Source organism: Bradyrhizobium guangdongense, from assembly GCF_004114975.1.
GTDB lineage: Bacteria > Pseudomonadota > Alphaproteobacteria > Rhizobiales > Xanthobacteraceae > Bradyrhizobium > Bradyrhizobium guangdongense.
In genome coordinates, this window is sequence record NZ_CP030051.1 from 1216555 (window position 1) to 1232963 (window position 16409).

The following is a 16409-nucleotide window of genomic DNA, read 5'->3' on the forward strand; positions in this document are numbered from 1 at the left end:
CTTGCCGAGCTTGCGGAGGTCGAGCGCCGCGTTCGCGCCAACCTCCCAGCAGGGGTTCTGACACCGCGCGACTTGCGCGATGCCGCAATTGCGCACGCGGCCCATGCGGCTGCAGCGCTCGGGTCAATCGATATCGATCAGCTCAGTGAGATTGCATCGGTCTGGCGTCCGCTTCTTGCGACGCTCGCGAAGACGGTCCCACTCGCTTGGCGCAATCCTGGAACCTCCGATGCGAACTGGTTTCCGGGCCAGTTAATTACCAGCGACCGCGAGATGGCTGCGGACATATCCTTAGTTTCCTGCGCGAACCCGCGCGCCGAAGCAGTCGAAGCGCTACGTTGGATGCGTGAACTCATTGCCTCTGGCCGCGCGCGACCCGATGAGATCGCGATCTGTGCCACGGCCACCGAGGACTGGGACGAGCACTTCCTGGTTCTCGTCGCGGACGCGGATCTCCCACTCCATTTCTCGCACGGCGTGCCGGTCCTCGCATCGCGCGAGGGACAAGCGTGCGCCGCACTTGCCGACGTCCTGCTCAACGGGCTTGGCCAGGATCGCCTCCGGCGACTGTTCGGCCATGCCGCGGGTCGAAGCCGTGCCTTGGCCGACTTGCCTGCGGACTGGTCGCTCGGCCTCCAGCCTGGTGCGGCGCTGTTCGAGATTGATCAGTGGCAGCGCGCGCTTGACGAGGCGACCGGCCGCCGCGCCGACGCAGGCGATCCAAGACCGGTCGTGATGCCCATTCTGCGGCTGCTTGCGAGTGGCCCCGAGGCGGCTGCGCAGGCCGGCGCGATGCTATTGGGCACAGCGGCCCGTGCGCTCTGGACCGAGGCGCTTCGACGCGCGCCGGCCGAAGGGCTCGAATTCTCACTAGAGGACTTGCGGCTGCCCGATGGACGCGATCCAGGCGCGAGCGCTGTCTGGTGCCCGGCGAGCCACCTTGCAGGTGCGCCGCGTCCCTGGGTGCGCCTGCTCGGCATGACATCGCGCTCTTGGCCGCGCCGCACGGCCGAGGACCCACTGATACCGGCCCACATCCTGCCGCGCTCTGTGCTTGACCCTGATCCCGTCGCCGAGCAAGATCGACGCGCCTTTGCCGTCATCACCAGTCAGGCGGCGCGCGGCTGCGTTCTCTCGCGAAGCCGGCGTAACGCTCAAGGTGGGCAGTTGTCCGCCAGCCCGCTGATCCCGCAGAGCGCATCTTTGCAGATCCTGAAGCGGGCGCGCATTCCGCAGCATGCATTCAGCGAGGCCGATCGTCTTCTTGCACGGCCGGACGAAGCGGCGACATCGCCGGCGCTCACCGCAGCCAATCTCTGCTGGCGCAACTGGCGGCGCCCGATCGTCACCGCCCACGATGGCCAGGTTCGCGCAGACCATCCCCAAATCGTCCGCGCAATCGGTGATGTCCAGTCCGCCACCTCCTTGCGGCTGATGTTGCGCGATCCGCTCGCCTTCGTCTGGCGCTACGCGCTGGGCTGGCGCGCGGTCCCAGAAGACGATCAGCCCCTCACGCTGGACGCACGCTCTTATGGTGAGCTGGTCCATGAGTTGCTGAAGCGCACGGTTGATGCGCTCGAACCTGTGCCGGGCTATGCGCGTGCGTCCCGGGAGGAAATCGAAGCTGCGCTCGCGACCTCGACGGAGACGGTCCGCACGCATTGGCCACTCAAGCGATCGGCGCCGCCCGCGTTGCTCTGGAAACACACGCTCGCTGCCGCAGCTCAGCTCGCCCTCAAGGCACTGACGCTTGACGAGACGTTCCAACCCGGTACGCGAAGCTGGACGGAGCTTGCTTTCAGTCAAGCTGGCGATGGTGCGATGGCACACGATCTACCCTGGCGCCCCGATTCCCTTGTTACGATTCCCGGTACCCAGGTGCGCATCCGAGGCAATATCGATCGGCTCGATCTCACCGGCGACCGTCGCGGCGTGCGCGTGTCGGACTATAAGACCGGCGTAGAACCGCGCCGAGCGGAGGAGATCGTGCTTGGCCGCGGTGCGGAGCTTCAGCGCGTCATCTATTCGGTCGCGGCCAGTCAGTTGCTCCCCGACAATCCGCGCGTGATCGCGCGCCTCGTCTTTCTCGGCAACAAAGAGCCGAGGCCCTATCGCCTACCGGACGTCGACCAGGCGATCGCCGAACTCGGCGGGCATGTCACGGCGGCCATCACCCTCCTGCGCGGTGGCCATGCCCTGCCTGGCCCCGACGCTCAGGAAGAGCACAATGACTTCCGCATAGCCCTGCCGTCGTCGCCAGCAGCCTATCTTCAGCTCAAGAACGGCGCGTTCATGCGCGCTTTCGGAGGGTTTGCACGAGTGTGGGGCTGCCGATGACACTCGCCGACGATCCCGCACGGCTTCGCATCCTGACTGATCTCGACGCCACGTTGCTCGTCGAGGCCGCCGCCGGCACCGGCAAAACGGCGCTAATGGCCGGACGCCTGACCATGCTGCTCGCGCGTGGCACCGAGCCCGGCGCGATCGCCGCGATCACTTTCACAGAGCTTGCCGCGAGCGGGCTGGCGACGCGCGTGCAACGCTATGTCGAGGAGCTGCTTGCGGGACGTGTGCCTCAACCTTTGCGGCTTGCTCTGCCCAACGGACTAAACGTGGACCAACGACGCGCACTTTCCGGTGCAGCGGCGAAGCTCGACGAACTGACAACCGCCACCATTCACGCATTTTGCCAGACGATCATCTCCAGCTATGCGGTTGAGGCCGACATTGATCCGGGCGCGCGCATTCTTGACGCCGTTCAGGCGGCGGCGGCCTTCGATTCCGTCTTCGAGCAGTGGCTGAAACGGCGATTGAATGCGCCCGAGCGGCCAGGCGATGCCATCGCGACACTCTCGCGCGATGATCCGCGTCGCATCGTCGATACTCTTCAGGAACTCGCACGCTTCCGTCTCAGATATCGCGGCGCACGCGCTCTGCCCGCCGAGCTCGGCGGTCGGCCCGACATCGACCTGGTCGACGCCGTCGCGGACTTCCGACGCTGGATTTCGTCGCAGCCGGTCGAGCCCAAGACCCTAGAATTGGTCGGAGAGCTTGAGACGCTCGCCAACTTCTACGCCGGTAGTTTCGACCCTCCACCGGATTTTGCCACGCTCTGGCGTCTCGCCCATCCGCCACAGCTCGCGTGCATGCGCCGACACAGTTTCGATCTTCTCACGCCGAGACGGAAATCAGCTTGGGAGCGTGTCGCGGGCAAAGAGCGAGGCGCGCTCCTCAATGAAGAGGCGACCGCATGCTTTGAGCGGGTCAATCGCTGCTACCGGACCGTTCTTGGTCGGTTCGCGACCGCGCTTGTCGCCCAGCTTGCGGCCGAGCTCGACGAAGTACTCGATGACTACGCCGCCTTCAAACGGGCCGCTGCAGTCTTGGACTTCGACGACTTGCTCGAGAAGGCGCGTGCGCTGGTGCGCCAGCATGACGACGTGCGCCGCGCGCTTGGAGAACGCTATCGCCACATCTTCGTCGACGAATTTCAGGACACCGACCCTGTTCAGACAGAGATCCTCTTCGGGATCGCGGGGAAGGATCGCGCCGGACGCTGGCAGGACAGCGTGCTGCGTGCCGGGGCTTTATTCATGGTCGGTGACCCGAAGCAGGCAATCTATCGCTTCCGAGGCGCCGATATCGGCTCATACTCGCAGGCGCGCGCCGCTGTTGAGCGGCAATTGCCGGAAAATATCGTTCAGGTCACCGCCAATTTTCGTTCGCGTCCCGACATCCTTAGGCACATCAACCGCTGCTTCGCGCGCCCGTTGTCGGGAGAAGGCCAGCCCGGTTACGTGCCGCTCACGTCGACGCTCGGCGACCCCGATCATGATCTGCCCTGCGCGGCGCGAATCACAGTGGATGTGCCGCCTGATTCTCGGCCCGCTCAAATCCGCGACGCGGAGGCCGAAGCCGTTGCCGATCTCTGCACCCGCCTTATCGGCAATCTCCCTATCCGCGACGAGGACGGCGCAATCGTACCGCTCACTGCCGGCGGCATCGCCCTGCTTGCGCCAACTGGCGCCGAGCTTTGGCGTTATGAGCGCGCGCTCGAGCAGCGCGGGCTGCCGATCGCCTCGCAGGCCGGCAAGAGTTTGTTCCGCCGGCAAGAAGTGCAGGACCTGCTCGCGCTAGCTCGCGTACTCGCCGACGCTGGCGACACATTGGCCTTCGGCGCGCTGCTGCGTGGCCCACTGGTCGGGCTTACTGAGGAGGAGCTACTCGACATCACCGTGGGTCTTCCGCCGCATCTCGATCGCGCCGAAGCGCCCCAGCGCTTCTCGGTGCTGACCGATGTCGATCATGTCGCCCATCCTCTGGCACGTCGCACGCTCGCGATCCTACAAGACCTCAGAAAACGCGTGCGGGCGACCACGCCTGCGCTGCTCTTGGCCGAAGCGATCGAACGCCTCGCGGTCCGTGCAACCCTCGCCGCGCGCGAGGGTGATCGTAGTGCGCGCGCGGCCGCCAATCTCGAAGCGTTCCTGGAACGTGCGCGGCCTTACGGTGTGCGAGGCCTCAGGAAGTTCGTTCGGGATCTCGCCCGGGAATGGCGCGACGGCGTGCCCCACAATGAGGGACGAGTTGATGCGGAAGGCGATGCGATCGAAATCATCACGATCCACAGCGCTAAGGGTCTCGAATGGCCGGTGGTAATTCCGATCAACACCGGCACCTTGCTGCGCTCGCGCGAGGCATTCGTCTACCGCGCCGACGACGAAACACTGCATTGGCTGATTGGCGACGTGGTTCCGCCGGAACTGCTTCGCGCACTCGAGTCTGAAGACGATAGCTTGGCCCGCGAGCGGGAGCGCCTCTGGTATGTCGCCTGCACGCGCGCCCGCGAACTTCTGATCGTTCCGGAATTGCCTCAGGCTGAGCAGCGGTCCTGGGCACGGATCGTTGATCTTGCGCATCGGGACTTGCCGCAGCTTGTCCTGTCGCACTTGACGCCGGTCGCCCGCGTGACCGACGTCGCGCCTCCGAATACGCAGACGCCGGAGCTGTTCGGGGCAGAGCGTGCCGCGATCGCCGCCGCGGCGATGCCGCTCCAGTGGCTGCGGCCAAGCGATCACGATCCTGATCGAGCGCCAAGAGGTGAGGCGATCGCGATGGAGCCTGGCGAAGCCCCAGAAACCGAATTGCCGGTCGGCGCCGGCCGCGTGCGGGGCCTTATTCTCCACAAGCTGATGGAGGAGATGCTTACCGGCGAACTGGCCGAGGAGATGCCGGTCGTCGCTGCACGTGCGCGAGTGCTGATGACGCAGCTTATAATTGATGCTGACAACGGAGCGAAGCTTCCGGACCCAGAGGAAATAGCGGTGACCGTCGCGCGCACCCTTGCACTGCCCGAAATCGCCGCACTCAGGCCAAGCCTCGCTCCGGAGTGGCCAATTTATGCGATGCTCTCGGCTTCACCCGCGGCGACTGCGCTGGCTGGGCGGATAGATGCCATCGCTGTTCAAGATGGTCAGCCTGCCGTTGTCCTGGATTGGAAGAGCGATGTCGCGCCCAGCGAGCAGGATAGGCGCGATCATGCCGCTCAGCTGAGCGACTATCTTCGTGCCACAGGAGCACCTCGGGGCGCCGTGGTTTACATGACGGATGGCGTCATTCGGTGGGTCACGACTAGAACGCCACGGTAAAATTCGTGAGGCGGTCTTTTGGACGCTCCCGATCGGGGCTGCCCACCCGGCTAAGCACTGCAAACGGGTTGCGTTATGACGGCGTGGCTTTCACGACGGCAGATTTTTGGGGGTCATACCGATCTTCGTCGTAGTCTGTAGGAAAATCGGCGAGCTCGGTCTGCTTTGTATTTATCAGGCGTTTTGGCTGCGCCTGATGATAGATGGCGAAAGGTTCTCTTTCCACCTTGAACAAAGAACTCAGCAATTTCAGCGCAATTGGCGCGCAGCGCGTTGACAATTTGGACGCAGCCCAAAATACGTGTCAGATACTAATCGTCGAGTTGACTCTCGAACTTCATTAGGAGGAACTCGGCTATGCCAGGCCCTTCCAAATGGAGGCCGATCTCGTCGAGAGGATTATCCGGTGAACCCGACTGAGAGCCCCAATTCATCGTGCTCACCACGACGTGATCTCTGTCCCACAAAAGAAACTTTGCATGGACTTGCGGATCCTCCACGGCGATCAGATCGACTACACCATGTAGCCGTTCGCGGTGGGCCTTGACGTGCCGCCGTTTGATCGGCCCGGTCTGGCGCGAGTAGTAAACACGGACGTCGTCGAGTCGGCGTCCTGCGATTTCGGCGGGGTTAAAGATCGCCGGCACCATGGGAGCTCCGACCTTGTTGGTACAGCAGACAAATCGCTCTTCGGCTTCGTGAGCAACCCTCCGAATCAATCGCTCATGATCGTCAGCCTGGAGAATGCTCATCCGAACTGGAATACTCCCTCCAGCATCGGCGCTAGATGTTAAGGCGCTCCGCGAGCGCCTTAAATCCGATGCTATGAATTGGAGCGTCTCAATCGAACGGCTGGCGCTTGAAAGAGGTGACACGATAGAACGCAAAAGATCCAGGCCCGCCGCGGCCGCGCGGTTCTCTGTCAGCTCGACAGACACCTCCAAGGCAGAAAAGGGCGACGACAGCCAATTGGAGGAGCCGAGCACGACGACAGCGCCGCCGTGGCCGTCATCCGCGGCAAGGCATTTCACATGGCTTCGAACAGAATCGCGCTGCGTGAACACAAAGCCACGCGCGCGACGGACCGACGAGAGCCGCATATTGAGCTCCTGCATCGCGATCGCGTTCTTTCTGTCGGTGTCTAGCGCAGTACCGTAGAACAAGTGGCAGCGCACGCCACGCTGCGCAGCCTGTTCAAGAGCTTTTCGAATGCGTTCATGTTGCTCCGTGTATTTTTCGCCGTGAAGCGTCACAAAAGTCGAAAGTACGAAAACGTCTTCCTCGGCCTGACCCACGATGCGTTCGAAGCATTCGAGATGCTGTTCGCCGCCGACGATCAATTGATCGGTGCCAATCATCGTATCGACGGTCACTGACCGGCTTGGCTGCGGATCGCTAGCTTCCGGCAGAATACCAGTCCTGATTGTTGCTTGAAGAGCGCCGATCAAGTCCTGGCTGGCCCCCTCAGGGAGCAATCCGTTCTTGACGTCGTTCAGTTCGATCGCGAGATATTTTCTTTCGAGAACGGAGTTGATCGTTTGAACGCCGCGCAGCCATTCGCCGGGACGGAGCATGCCGGCGACGAGCTGCGTTACGCGGACCGCCATTGTGTCATCGGTCTCATCTGGGCCCGGAGGAAAGTTGACCTTGTGATCTGTATGGGTCATCCGATAGAGTGGAGCGGTCTCGACGTCGCGGTTGCGAAAGACCGAGTGTCCGACCTTCTCCAGCACTAGACTGATGTGAATCTCCCGATCTTCAGTTCGCTCCGGCAAGGCGCCACCCAACCGGATGAAGTCTTGACCGACGCCGCTTGTCGCCAATTGAGGGACAGGAGCCAGGCGAAGCTCGACCAGGCCGAACTGCATCAACCGCGCGATGGTCGAGCCCGCGACCTGGCTTGGAATCCCGAGCGACGTTGCCACCTCTTCGATCGTTTCTGGGGTGCGATCGAGCGCGAGCAGGATCATTTCTTCGATTGGACTCCATCCCCATGTGCGTTGAACGATGGCGCGCGCGCGATAGTGCCAAGCGGGAAGGTAGATTTTCACGCCGGAAGCCTCCCGTTCTCGTCGATCGCGACGATGGATGCGCCTTTCACCTTAATGCTAGGAGCATCCTTCCTGACGAGCTCGTAATCGGTCCCGGCGAGGGTCGCGAGCTCCTTCAGCATCTTTCGTAGGAATTCAAGATCGTCCTTTTTTGCATCCGGATCGATTCCTTCGACCACTTCGCGAATGAAGCGCTGGCTTGTGGCAAGAATCAGCTTTTGCTTGGCGCGGCTGAGCAGCACATTCATGCGCTGTGGGCTTTTGACGAATCCGAGCGCGCGCGATCCCACCATGACATTGTTGCGCGTAAGGCTGGCGGCCACGACATCGGCTTCGCCACCTTGGAAGCTATCGCTGGTAAAGACGAACTCACCATTACTGCGCGGGCTCGCGAAGCCGAACAAGGTCTTGTCTTTCCTGACTTGGCCGCGCAGTAAGCGCTTGAACCATCTCACCTGCGCCGCGTAGGGCGAGATGATCACGAGGGTCGGTCGGCGGCCGTCCGCGCCAACTATCGGCCGCAACCCTTTCAAGGCCGCTATCAAGGCCTGCGCCTCAAGCTCGTTGCGGAATGATCGCTCCACTTTGTGTTCGAAATGTCGCCGTTTTGACATGCTGAGGGGCGGAAAATCGAGAAGAACGATTGGAGAGGTGAGGTACGCGACCGTGGACGTGACCGTTAGCGTGCGACGCTTGACGCGGTCGGAGGGAGCGAGCTTTCTGTCATAAAAAGTATTCGAGACGAGATCGCCGATGGCGGGGTGCATGCGGCTCTGTTCCAGCAGCGTGTTGACGATCGTGCTCGGACGCCCCGTGTCCTTTTCGCGCTCAATTTCGCGCTCAGCTATTGATCGAAACGGTTCTTCAAGACGCGCCGCTGTTGCGAGAGCCTCCCTCATCAGATGTTCGCTCGACTTAACTGTATCAAGCGCCTCAGTAACTTCCGGCGGTAGATCGGAGATGGTTTCAAGCCGCTCCTTCGCGTCCCGCAGCAGATCAACTGCGCGCTCGGGATCGTAGAATTGTTGCCGCTGGGCGGCATCGAATGGAGAGAGTTGGTTGTGATCGCCAACCATGATTCTTCTGTTGCCCAGCAATAGCGCGCCGATCAGTTCCGCACCGTTGGCGCGGGCCGCTTCTTCGACGATGACCCAGTCGAATTGATCGCCATCGGCAATCATCTCCTCGATGATGTGCGACGATGTCGTGGCAAGCGTGACATCGGAAGAGCGCAGCAGCAGATTGTCGGTATCGCGAAATACGCGTTCCGCAACCGTCGCTTCCGACGCATCAACGGGCCGGAGCGCCTGCTTGATTTGATAGCGTTGGTTGACCATCATGCTTTCAGCGGCGTGGTCGACCGTCGAAACGGACCTAAGAAGATCAACGGAGCTCGCACGCAAGGAGCTGACTTCATCGGTCGATCGTGTCCGCTCGACACGAACGACGATCTTCGTGCCGCTCGCCAGTGTCGCCTTGAGTTCGTCCTCCATTTGAATCAAGGTCTCGTGGTTTTGCGCCGACACTAGAAGCCTTGCGTCCGGTGTTTTGTCCAGAATGCTTTTGACAAGATTCGAAATTAGGAACGTCTTGCCGACGCCAGGAGGGCCAACAACGACATTGATGGACTTGCCTGATACGATTGCGTCCCATGCCACCTTTTTCGAACCGTCCATCTCGTCCGGCGGCACCGCATTCGGGGTCGCAATATCACGTAATACTTCGTCCAGCGCGACCTGCGCCGGATCGTCAATCGCTCTCAAGAGTTCAATATTCGTCCGGGCCGCCACAATATTTTGAAGGCGGCGGCGAATTGCGCGTTCAAATCCACCATCTCTTCGAGGACGAAGAAAAAGAAGCTGCCCCGGTACAACAGCTTCGCTTGTCGCGAACGTGAACGGTAGGCGGCCGTCGACGACACCGCCCGTTCCCTCATAACTGAGTTCCGGAAATCGCTCCCGATCGCCGGCGAGCGCGTCGCTGCGTGAAAGAGTCCAATTTGGTTTGCCGTCGTCGTACTTCAATTCGCGCGCCAAGGCGTCGTATGCCGGGCGCAGTCCCATCAGCTTGCGTCGCATGTCCCGGTCGGGATCTTCGCGGGAGGCGATCCAGGCCAAATCTGAATCCCCGCCGGACGGCGGGTGAAGCACTTCGACGGGATAGATTCGGAATTGCTCCCGCAGCCAAGTAAAGGCTTCGAGAAGAATGAGGGCGTACCAAGTGGGAATCTCTTCGACTGATCGGCTCACTCCTGTTGTGACACTCGCGTCAATCCACGGTTTGGCGCCAGGGCCAAGCCTGCGTACTCGCTCTTCGGCGCTTCTCCGAGTTCGCGCAAGATGAATCCGGTGGCGAACCTCGACGGCATCATAGATGTAGTCGTCAGGCCGCCTCTTGTTGGCGTTCTCGATCATGCCGACATAGTCATCGATGACTTTCACGCCATACGCGGCAAGGTCGGTGACGATACGCACGAAGGCCTCATCTACGACAACAGTGCGTACCGTTGGTCCGCTGAGATCCTCTTCGACAAAACGGAGGACCGCATCCCTATCGTCAGCCGGGATGGTGCCCGATGTAAGCGATGCAAGGTCGCTTTGGGTAACCTGGGTGGAAGGGTAGAGAATTAGCTCGCCTTCGCCGCTTGACCCCGACCGGTCAAGATCGGCCACGACCTCGGCGATCTCGTTTAGCACGATACTTCCGTCGAAAAGCTGGTAGCGTGGCGGATCGGCAAGACGATTAAGCATGCGTCGCTCGATCGACAGCAGGGAAGGACCGCCGCCGTCCTCGGTCAGGCCGAGGATCCGCGACGCTGCCTGCCCAAGATCACTCCAGTCCCGGCGAAACGAGACGGTGCCGGAGGGCCGCAGCAGATGTCCCGCGCCGCCCACATCGCCGTCGGCAATGTGTACGCACGCTTCGTAGCCGCCGAGTCGGAAATCCTCTTTTTCATCGCTATGCGAAAAGATCGTATGTTCGCTGACAGCGCCGTGCACGATGCCCGCATCATGACAAAGTGCAAGTCCTTCAGCTACGCGCAAGATATTGCGCCAAAACATCTTGCGGCCGGTCGTCGTAAGCAGCCGGCCTTCTCGCGCTCGAACCCTGTGCAATGACCCGCAGATCGGACTGCCAGGATCAACCATTAAGATACCGATCTCTTCCTGGTCCTCGACGATCTCAAGAACCTCGACCAATAACTGGCGCGCACGGCGTGACGACAGAACACGCCGGACACGCCTGAGGCCGTGCGTGATGAGCCGCTTCAGGTCCTCGTCCAGCGGGGTTCCGGTCTTCTTGAACAGACGAAGAAGATAGTCCTCGCCGTCGGCGATGCCGGTGGCAAAACGAAGTTGAGAATTCCAACCTTCGGTGCCGCTCGAAAACGCGGTATCAGCAAACTTGAATCGTGCGTCGAGCGTCGCTTTGCCTTGCATGGTAGCTCGCGCCATAGCGCCGTAATCCATCCTTGAAACAGTACAAATGCGGTGATTCGTATATGATAGCGCAGTATATGCTTTGGGTCAGAGTTATCGACTGCAAAGCGATATTTTGCGCGTTTTCCCAAGCATGCTCTGTGTAAATTGGGGGAGTGGATGGCACCTATTGCAAGCAGCAACGAGATGCGGTTGGACCCGCCAAATCAAGCCAGCATGAGTGGCAATTGATCATCATCGAGCCCTGACCCAACAAACCCCCGAAACAGAGATACCGATTAACCGGATCGGCCTCTTTGGCGGCATAAGTTGCGCTAATAGTTCAAGAGCCAGGCTAGAGAGATCGTCCGCGGTGTCGTTCATGCGTACGGACGTGCTGCGAGTGATCAGCTCGAAATCTGAAAAGGATCGCCGTTTGGCCTCGCGCGCCCGTCGCCTCGCAGTGTTGCCGGACCTTGTCGACCAGTGGGCGCAGTTCGATGGTCAGCGCTTCGTGGTCTGCCAAGTCCCGCGAAACGTGCTTTCGGCGCCGACGGACCTTCGGATTCGGTTGGCACGGACAGGACGCTCGTCAATCCCCCGCGAGATCCAGTAATAATACGCCCCAGCTTTCCCAAAATTGGCGTTCATGAACTCGAGCGACTGATTGCGCATATTCATGCCGGTGAAGATGCCAAGGCCATGCATCTTCGCACTGGTCGCCGGTCCGATTCAATGGAATTTGCCGACTGGGAGATCCTGAACGAAGCTCGGCCTCATCTTTGGCGTGATCACGAACTGTCCGTTGGGCTTCCGTTGGTCGGACGCAAGTTTTGCCAGGAACTTATTGTAAGAGATGCCGGCAGACGCGGTCAGGCCTGTCTCGCTCAGGATCTTGACTCTAATCAAGGTCGCGATCTCTGTCGCGATTGGGAGGCCTTGGATGTTCTCGGTGACATCTAGGTAGGCCTCATCTAACGACAGGGGCTCAATGACGTCAGAATGCTCCGCGAAGATTGTCCGGACGTGTCGAGAGACCTCCTTGTAGACTTCGAAGCGCGGCGGCTTTACGAAAATTAGCTCTTTGCATTGCCGTTTGGCTGTCACTGACGGCAATGCCGACCTAACTCCAAACTTTCGCGCCTCATAGCTCGCTGCAGCTACGACACCGCGCTCTTTCGATCCCGCCCACAGCGACTGGCTTGCCACGCAAGTCCGGATTGTCCCGCTGCTCCACTGATGCGTAGAAGATGTCTATATCGACAGAATGATCTTGCGCTGATGCGGTGCTGGCCCCGTTTGGTAGTCGGTCTCGTCCGTCACGTCGTCGGCCCTATTGGGTCTTCCTTGACGCCGCGAGCGACGACCCGGAGGCTTCCGTCCGGAAGCGGCCTTTGCAATTTCAGTACTTCGTCCGCAGGGGCCGTCATCCAGGTCTCGACTTCATCTGGCGTTGTCAGGATCACCGGCATCGCCTTGGGGTGGATGGCGCCGACCTCGGCGTTGGGCTCCGTCGTGAGGAACGCGTAGAGGTCGTTGGTCGTCTCGCCTTCCTTGACCTTCCGGACGGACGTCCAGTTGGTCCAGATACCGGCGAAGCAGGCGAGGGGACGTGTCTCATCGAGCGCGAACCAGATATCACCGCCCTCGGCCTTGTTGAACTCGCTGAACGAGTTGAACGGCACCACGCAGCGATTTTCAGTCCCCAGCCATCGCGTCCAGTGCTTGCTCTTCACATTGCGGATGTTGGTCGTGCCGCCGTCCGGCTCCATTCGCAGCAATTCCTTGAAATCCACTGCCTTGCCCTTGGCCTGCAGCTTCTCGGCTCGCTTCTTCGTGGCGTCCATCAGCGCCTTTGATGACGACGGCATTCCCCATCGCGCCGTAGCGAGCTCGCGGCCCTCCACTCCGTTGCGCACGATCGGTGCCTTGTAGTCGGGAAAATCCCCCGGCATCGGCGCCAGATTTCCAACGTATCGGTTGACAACGCGGAACAGCGCGTTGATCGCGGCTTGATTGGTCGTGATCGAATAAAGATTGCACATCGGTCAGGATTCGGCTCGAGGGTGGCGCGGCTGCCAGGTCAACTGTAGCAGAGTCGCGGATGGACGCCGGCCGGCCTTGGCACATTTGCGACAGCGCAGCCGGCTGGCGAGATCGTGCACGAAGGTGGTCGGCGGGTGCTTCATCGCGGCCAGGTCGACATCGCTCGGCGTCTTGCAGCGCGCGCACCTGATCTCCAGCCAGGGGAAGCCTCCATTTACGGCCTGATCGATGGTCGGCGACGGATCGATCGGTTCGCCGTCACTCCACATCCGCTCGTTCCAGCTTTCGCAAAGCAGCCTGTCGGCTTGCTGGATCATCGCCCCGCCTTTGGCCCGCATCTCCGCCGATTGGGTCGCCAGCATGCTGGCCATCGCGCGTGCCTTGCCGAGCTCTTTCGCCAGAGCCTTGCGATCGCCGCCCGACAAGGGCGTAGGGTGATACTTCGGGGCCATCCAGACATCCAGGCGCAAAGAGATCGGATCGGCAAATCCAGAGCGGCTACGGCGTCTCGAACGCTGGCCAGCACCCGTCTTCTTCATGCCTGCCGGTGCGCTGCCGGCAGGTATTGTCGAGCAGCCGCTGCGCGACGTCCTTCCAGAGCGCGTTGGCGCCATACAGTCGAACGGCATCAGCGGTCTGGATTTCCACGGTCCGCTCGCAGCGGCGGCAGGAGACGCGCAGCACGTGACGCTGAATCTCGGAAAGACGTCGCTGCCGCATCTGAGCCCCGGTCGTGCCGGCGCGTGCGTCTTTCAGGACCGATTCCCAATATTCGGCCGGGAGGGGGGCATCTGGACCCGCAGCGGGCGGCGCTCGTCTGCGGTCGGCTTCAGCGGCCAATTTTTCCATCTGTTTCGGGGTCGGCATGCGCCAGCTCGCGGGTCGGTCGGTCATGCCCGAATTAGAACATAACAAGAACAAATGTCGAGTCCGGCCAGGCAGGCCGATGAGAAAAATCCCGCTGTGGGGCGGGTCGCGATGTCGGAACCAAGCCCGGTCGTTCGTCTTTAATCCGGCATCAGTAATGGAGTTCCCCGCGATGGCCCCCCGCGCCAACTGGAAAGGCTTCCTGCGTCTTTCCCTCGTCACCTGTCCGGTTGCGCTCTATCCGGCCACGTCGGAATCCGAAAAGGTCTCGTTCAACCAGCTGAATCGAAAGACCGGCCATCGGATCAAGTACGCTAAGGTGGATGCCGATACCGGCGAGGAGGTCGACAACGAGGACATCGTCAAAGGCTACAAGGTCGACACGGACACCTTCATCGAGGTGACGAAGGAGGAGCTAGAGAACGTCGCACTGGAATCAACGCGAACGATCGAAATCGACGAGTTCGTCGACCGCAGCGAGATCGATCCGCGATATCTCATTCGCCCCTACTATCTGCGTCCCGACGGTAAAGTCGGGCACGATGCTTTCGCCGTTATTCGGGAAACCATCCGCGAGATGAACAAGGTCGCGATCGGCCGTGTGGTGCTGACCAATCGCGAGCACATCATCGCGCTGGAGCCGTTGGACAAGGGCCTGATGGGAACGCTACTGCGCTATCCTTACGAAGTCCGTTCAGCTGATGAGTATTTCGACGACATTCAGGATGTCAAAGTCACCAAGGACATGCTTGATCTCGCCAAGCACATCGTCAATCAGAAGGCGGGCCATTTCGAGCCGGACAAGTTCGAAGACCAATACGAAACCGCCCTCATCGAACTGATCAATCAGAAGCGCGCCGGCAAACCCATCACCGCGAAAGCGCGTCCCCGCGGCGAGAACGTGGTGGACCTGATCGACGCGCTGCGAAAGAGCATCGGAAGAGAGGGCGCCTCAGCGACAGAGGCACCCAAGAAATCAGGAAAAAAGCCGCGCAAGGCGGCGGCCGGGCAGAAGGAAATGCTGATGCCGATCGCAGGCAAGAAGCCGGCGAAGGAGGCCGCGGCGAAAAAGCCGGCGGCCAAGCCGCAGCGGAAGTCGGCTTAGGTGTCGTGAAGCATCCGGTGACGCCGGACGGCACTCCTTCGTCGTCCGTGGCAGGCTCTGGCGAATGGCAAATCCGTCTCAACGAGGTCACGCGAGATCATCTCGTCGCCGTCTAATGGCGACCCGGCGGGTAGGTGCGTGCGCCAGGAAGGCGGCCGAGCGCGAGGCCGAAGTAACGGTGCATAGGACCGCGGACGAAGCTAAGCAGGCGCTTGGCGAACGCGGTCCCGTATGGCGGGACGACGGCTCGCCGGCTCTCGATTGCTCTGCAAAGTAGGAGCCATATGGCTGCGGTGAAAAAGACTTCCAGGAGATCGACCTTGAGCGCGGGCATTCTCGCATACCGCAAGGGAGGAGCTCGGGGGCTCGAGGTTCTGCTCGTTCATCCCGGCGGTCCGTTCTGGCGTGAGAAGGATGATGGCGCCTGGTCCATTCCAAAGGGCGAAATCGATGCCAATGATGTTCCGGAGAACGTTGCTCAACGAGAATTTGCCGAAGAACTCGGCCCGAGCGCTTCGATTGGTCCACTCCAGGCGCTGGGGGAGGTCCGACAGCGAGGAGGCAAGCGCGTCATCGCATTCGGCGGCGAGGGACACTTTGATCCGGCAGCACTGACCAGCAATACCTTCGATGTCGAATGGCCGCCTCGAAGCGGTCGACGGCAGAGCTTTCCCGAAGTCGACCGCGCGGAATGGTTTGATATCGAGTTAGCGCGGACCAAGATGCTGTCCGCTCAGGTAGAGTTTCTCGATCGTCTTTTGGCGATCTCGGCTGAGAGCGTCGGGAAATGATGTTCAGGATTGGAGTCATTTCGGACACGCACGGCCTGTTGAGGTCCGAGGCGGAGCGAGGCCTGACGGGCGTCGATCACATCATTCATGCCGGCGACATGGGACGCCCCGAGATCGTCGACGCGCTTCGCCGGATCGCACCCGTCACGGCCGTTCGTGGAAACGTGGACAGTGGCAAGTGGGCTCGCGACTACCCCGACACGAAACTCGTCCGTCTGGCAGGTAAGTCGATCTACGTTCTGCACGACCTGAAGACGCTGAAGACCGATCTCGGCGCCGGCTTCGACGTCATCGTCTCCGGGCATTCCCACGTACCGAAGATCGACACGGTCGGTGGCATTCTCTACCTGAATCCCGGCAGCGCGGGACCTCGGCGTTTCAAGCTGCCGATCACGTTTGCGACGCTCGAACTCACGCCTGACGGCATGCGACCGGAAATCCACGACCTTGGAGGCGAGTGAGTGTCGGCGGAGAGTGCATCA

At 61.1% G+C, this 16409-nt stretch carries 10 protein-coding genes and 1 pseudogene; 5 read left to right on the top strand and 6 right to left on the bottom strand.

The annotated features are described in order from the left end of the window. Positions 1 to 342 precede the first annotated feature (342 nt). Both X265_RS05840 and X265_RS05845 read left to right on the top strand, forming a co-directional pair. Positions 343 to 2337: a PD-(D/E)XK nuclease family protein gene (locus tag X265_RS05840; protein ID WP_237863169.1), complete on the top strand. Its 1995-nt coding sequence runs from the start codon at positions 343 to 345 to the stop codon at positions 2335 to 2337. Next, a complete protein-coding gene (locus X265_RS05845) occupies positions 2334 to 5648 on the top strand; it encodes a UvrD-helicase domain-containing protein (RefSeq protein WP_006022641.1) in 3315 nt (1104 codons plus the stop codon). The genes X265_RS05840 and X265_RS05845 overlap by 4 nt, the downstream gene beginning before the upstream one ends. A 311-nt stretch (positions 5649 to 5959) precedes the next feature. On the opposite strand, the gene X265_RS05850 is transcribed toward X265_RS05845, so the two are convergent. From X265_RS05850 to X265_RS05875, 6 genes and pseudogenes are all read right to left on the bottom strand, one after another. Next, a complete protein-coding gene (locus tag X265_RS05850; RefSeq protein WP_128964017.1) occupies positions 5960 to 7699 on the bottom strand; it encodes a phospholipase D-like domain-containing protein in 1740 nt (579 codons plus the stop codon). After that, entirely contained in the window at positions 7696 to 11139 is a 3444-nt protein-coding gene (locus X265_RS05855; protein WP_006022639.1) for a DEAD/DEAH box helicase, read from the bottom strand. Before X265_RS05855 ends, X265_RS05850 begins: the two co-directional genes overlap by 4 nt. Positions 11140 to 11373: 234 nt before the next feature. Continuing rightward, positions 11374 to 12441 (bottom strand): annotated as a pseudogene (dinB, locus tag X265_RS05860) (DNA polymerase IV). After that, on the bottom strand, positions 12438 to 13163 hold the full coding sequence (locus X265_RS05865) for an SOS response-associated peptidase (protein ID WP_006022636.1): 726 nt from the start codon (positions 13161 to 13163) through the stop codon (positions 12438 to 12440). The pseudogene dinB and the gene X265_RS05865 overlap by 4 nt, the downstream one beginning before the upstream one ends. A gap of 3 nt (positions 13164 to 13166) precedes the next feature. Continuing rightward, entirely contained in the window at positions 13167 to 13616 is a 450-nt protein-coding gene (locus tag X265_RS05870; protein WP_006022635.1) for a hypothetical protein, read from the bottom strand. Positions 13617 to 13662: 46 nt separating this feature from the next. Next, complete coding sequence (locus X265_RS05875) at positions 13663 to 14058, bottom strand: hypothetical protein (RefSeq protein ID WP_024337238.1); 396 nt, start codon at positions 14056 to 14058, stop codon at positions 13663 to 13665. Positions 14059 to 14203: 145 nt separating this feature from the next. Between X265_RS05875 and ku the strand changes: the two genes are divergently transcribed. The 3 genes from ku (at position 14204) to X265_RS05895 (ending at position 16388) form a co-directional block, all read left to right on the top strand. Next, entirely contained in the window at positions 14204 to 15136 is a 933-nt protein-coding gene (ku, locus tag X265_RS05880) for a non-homologous end joining protein Ku (RefSeq protein WP_006022633.1), read from the top strand. Positions 15137 to 15420: 284 nt separating this feature from the next. Further along, positions 15421 to 15927: an NUDIX hydrolase gene (locus X265_RS05890; RefSeq protein ID WP_028145790.1), complete on the top strand. Its 507-nt coding sequence runs from the start codon at positions 15421 to 15423 to the stop codon at positions 15925 to 15927. Beyond that, on the top strand, positions 15924 to 16388 hold the full coding sequence (locus X265_RS05895) for a metallophosphoesterase family protein (protein WP_006022631.1): 465 nt from the start codon (positions 15924 to 15926) through the stop codon (positions 16386 to 16388). Before X265_RS05890 ends, X265_RS05895 begins: the two co-directional genes overlap by 4 nt. Positions 16389 to 16409: the final 21 nt, after the last annotated feature.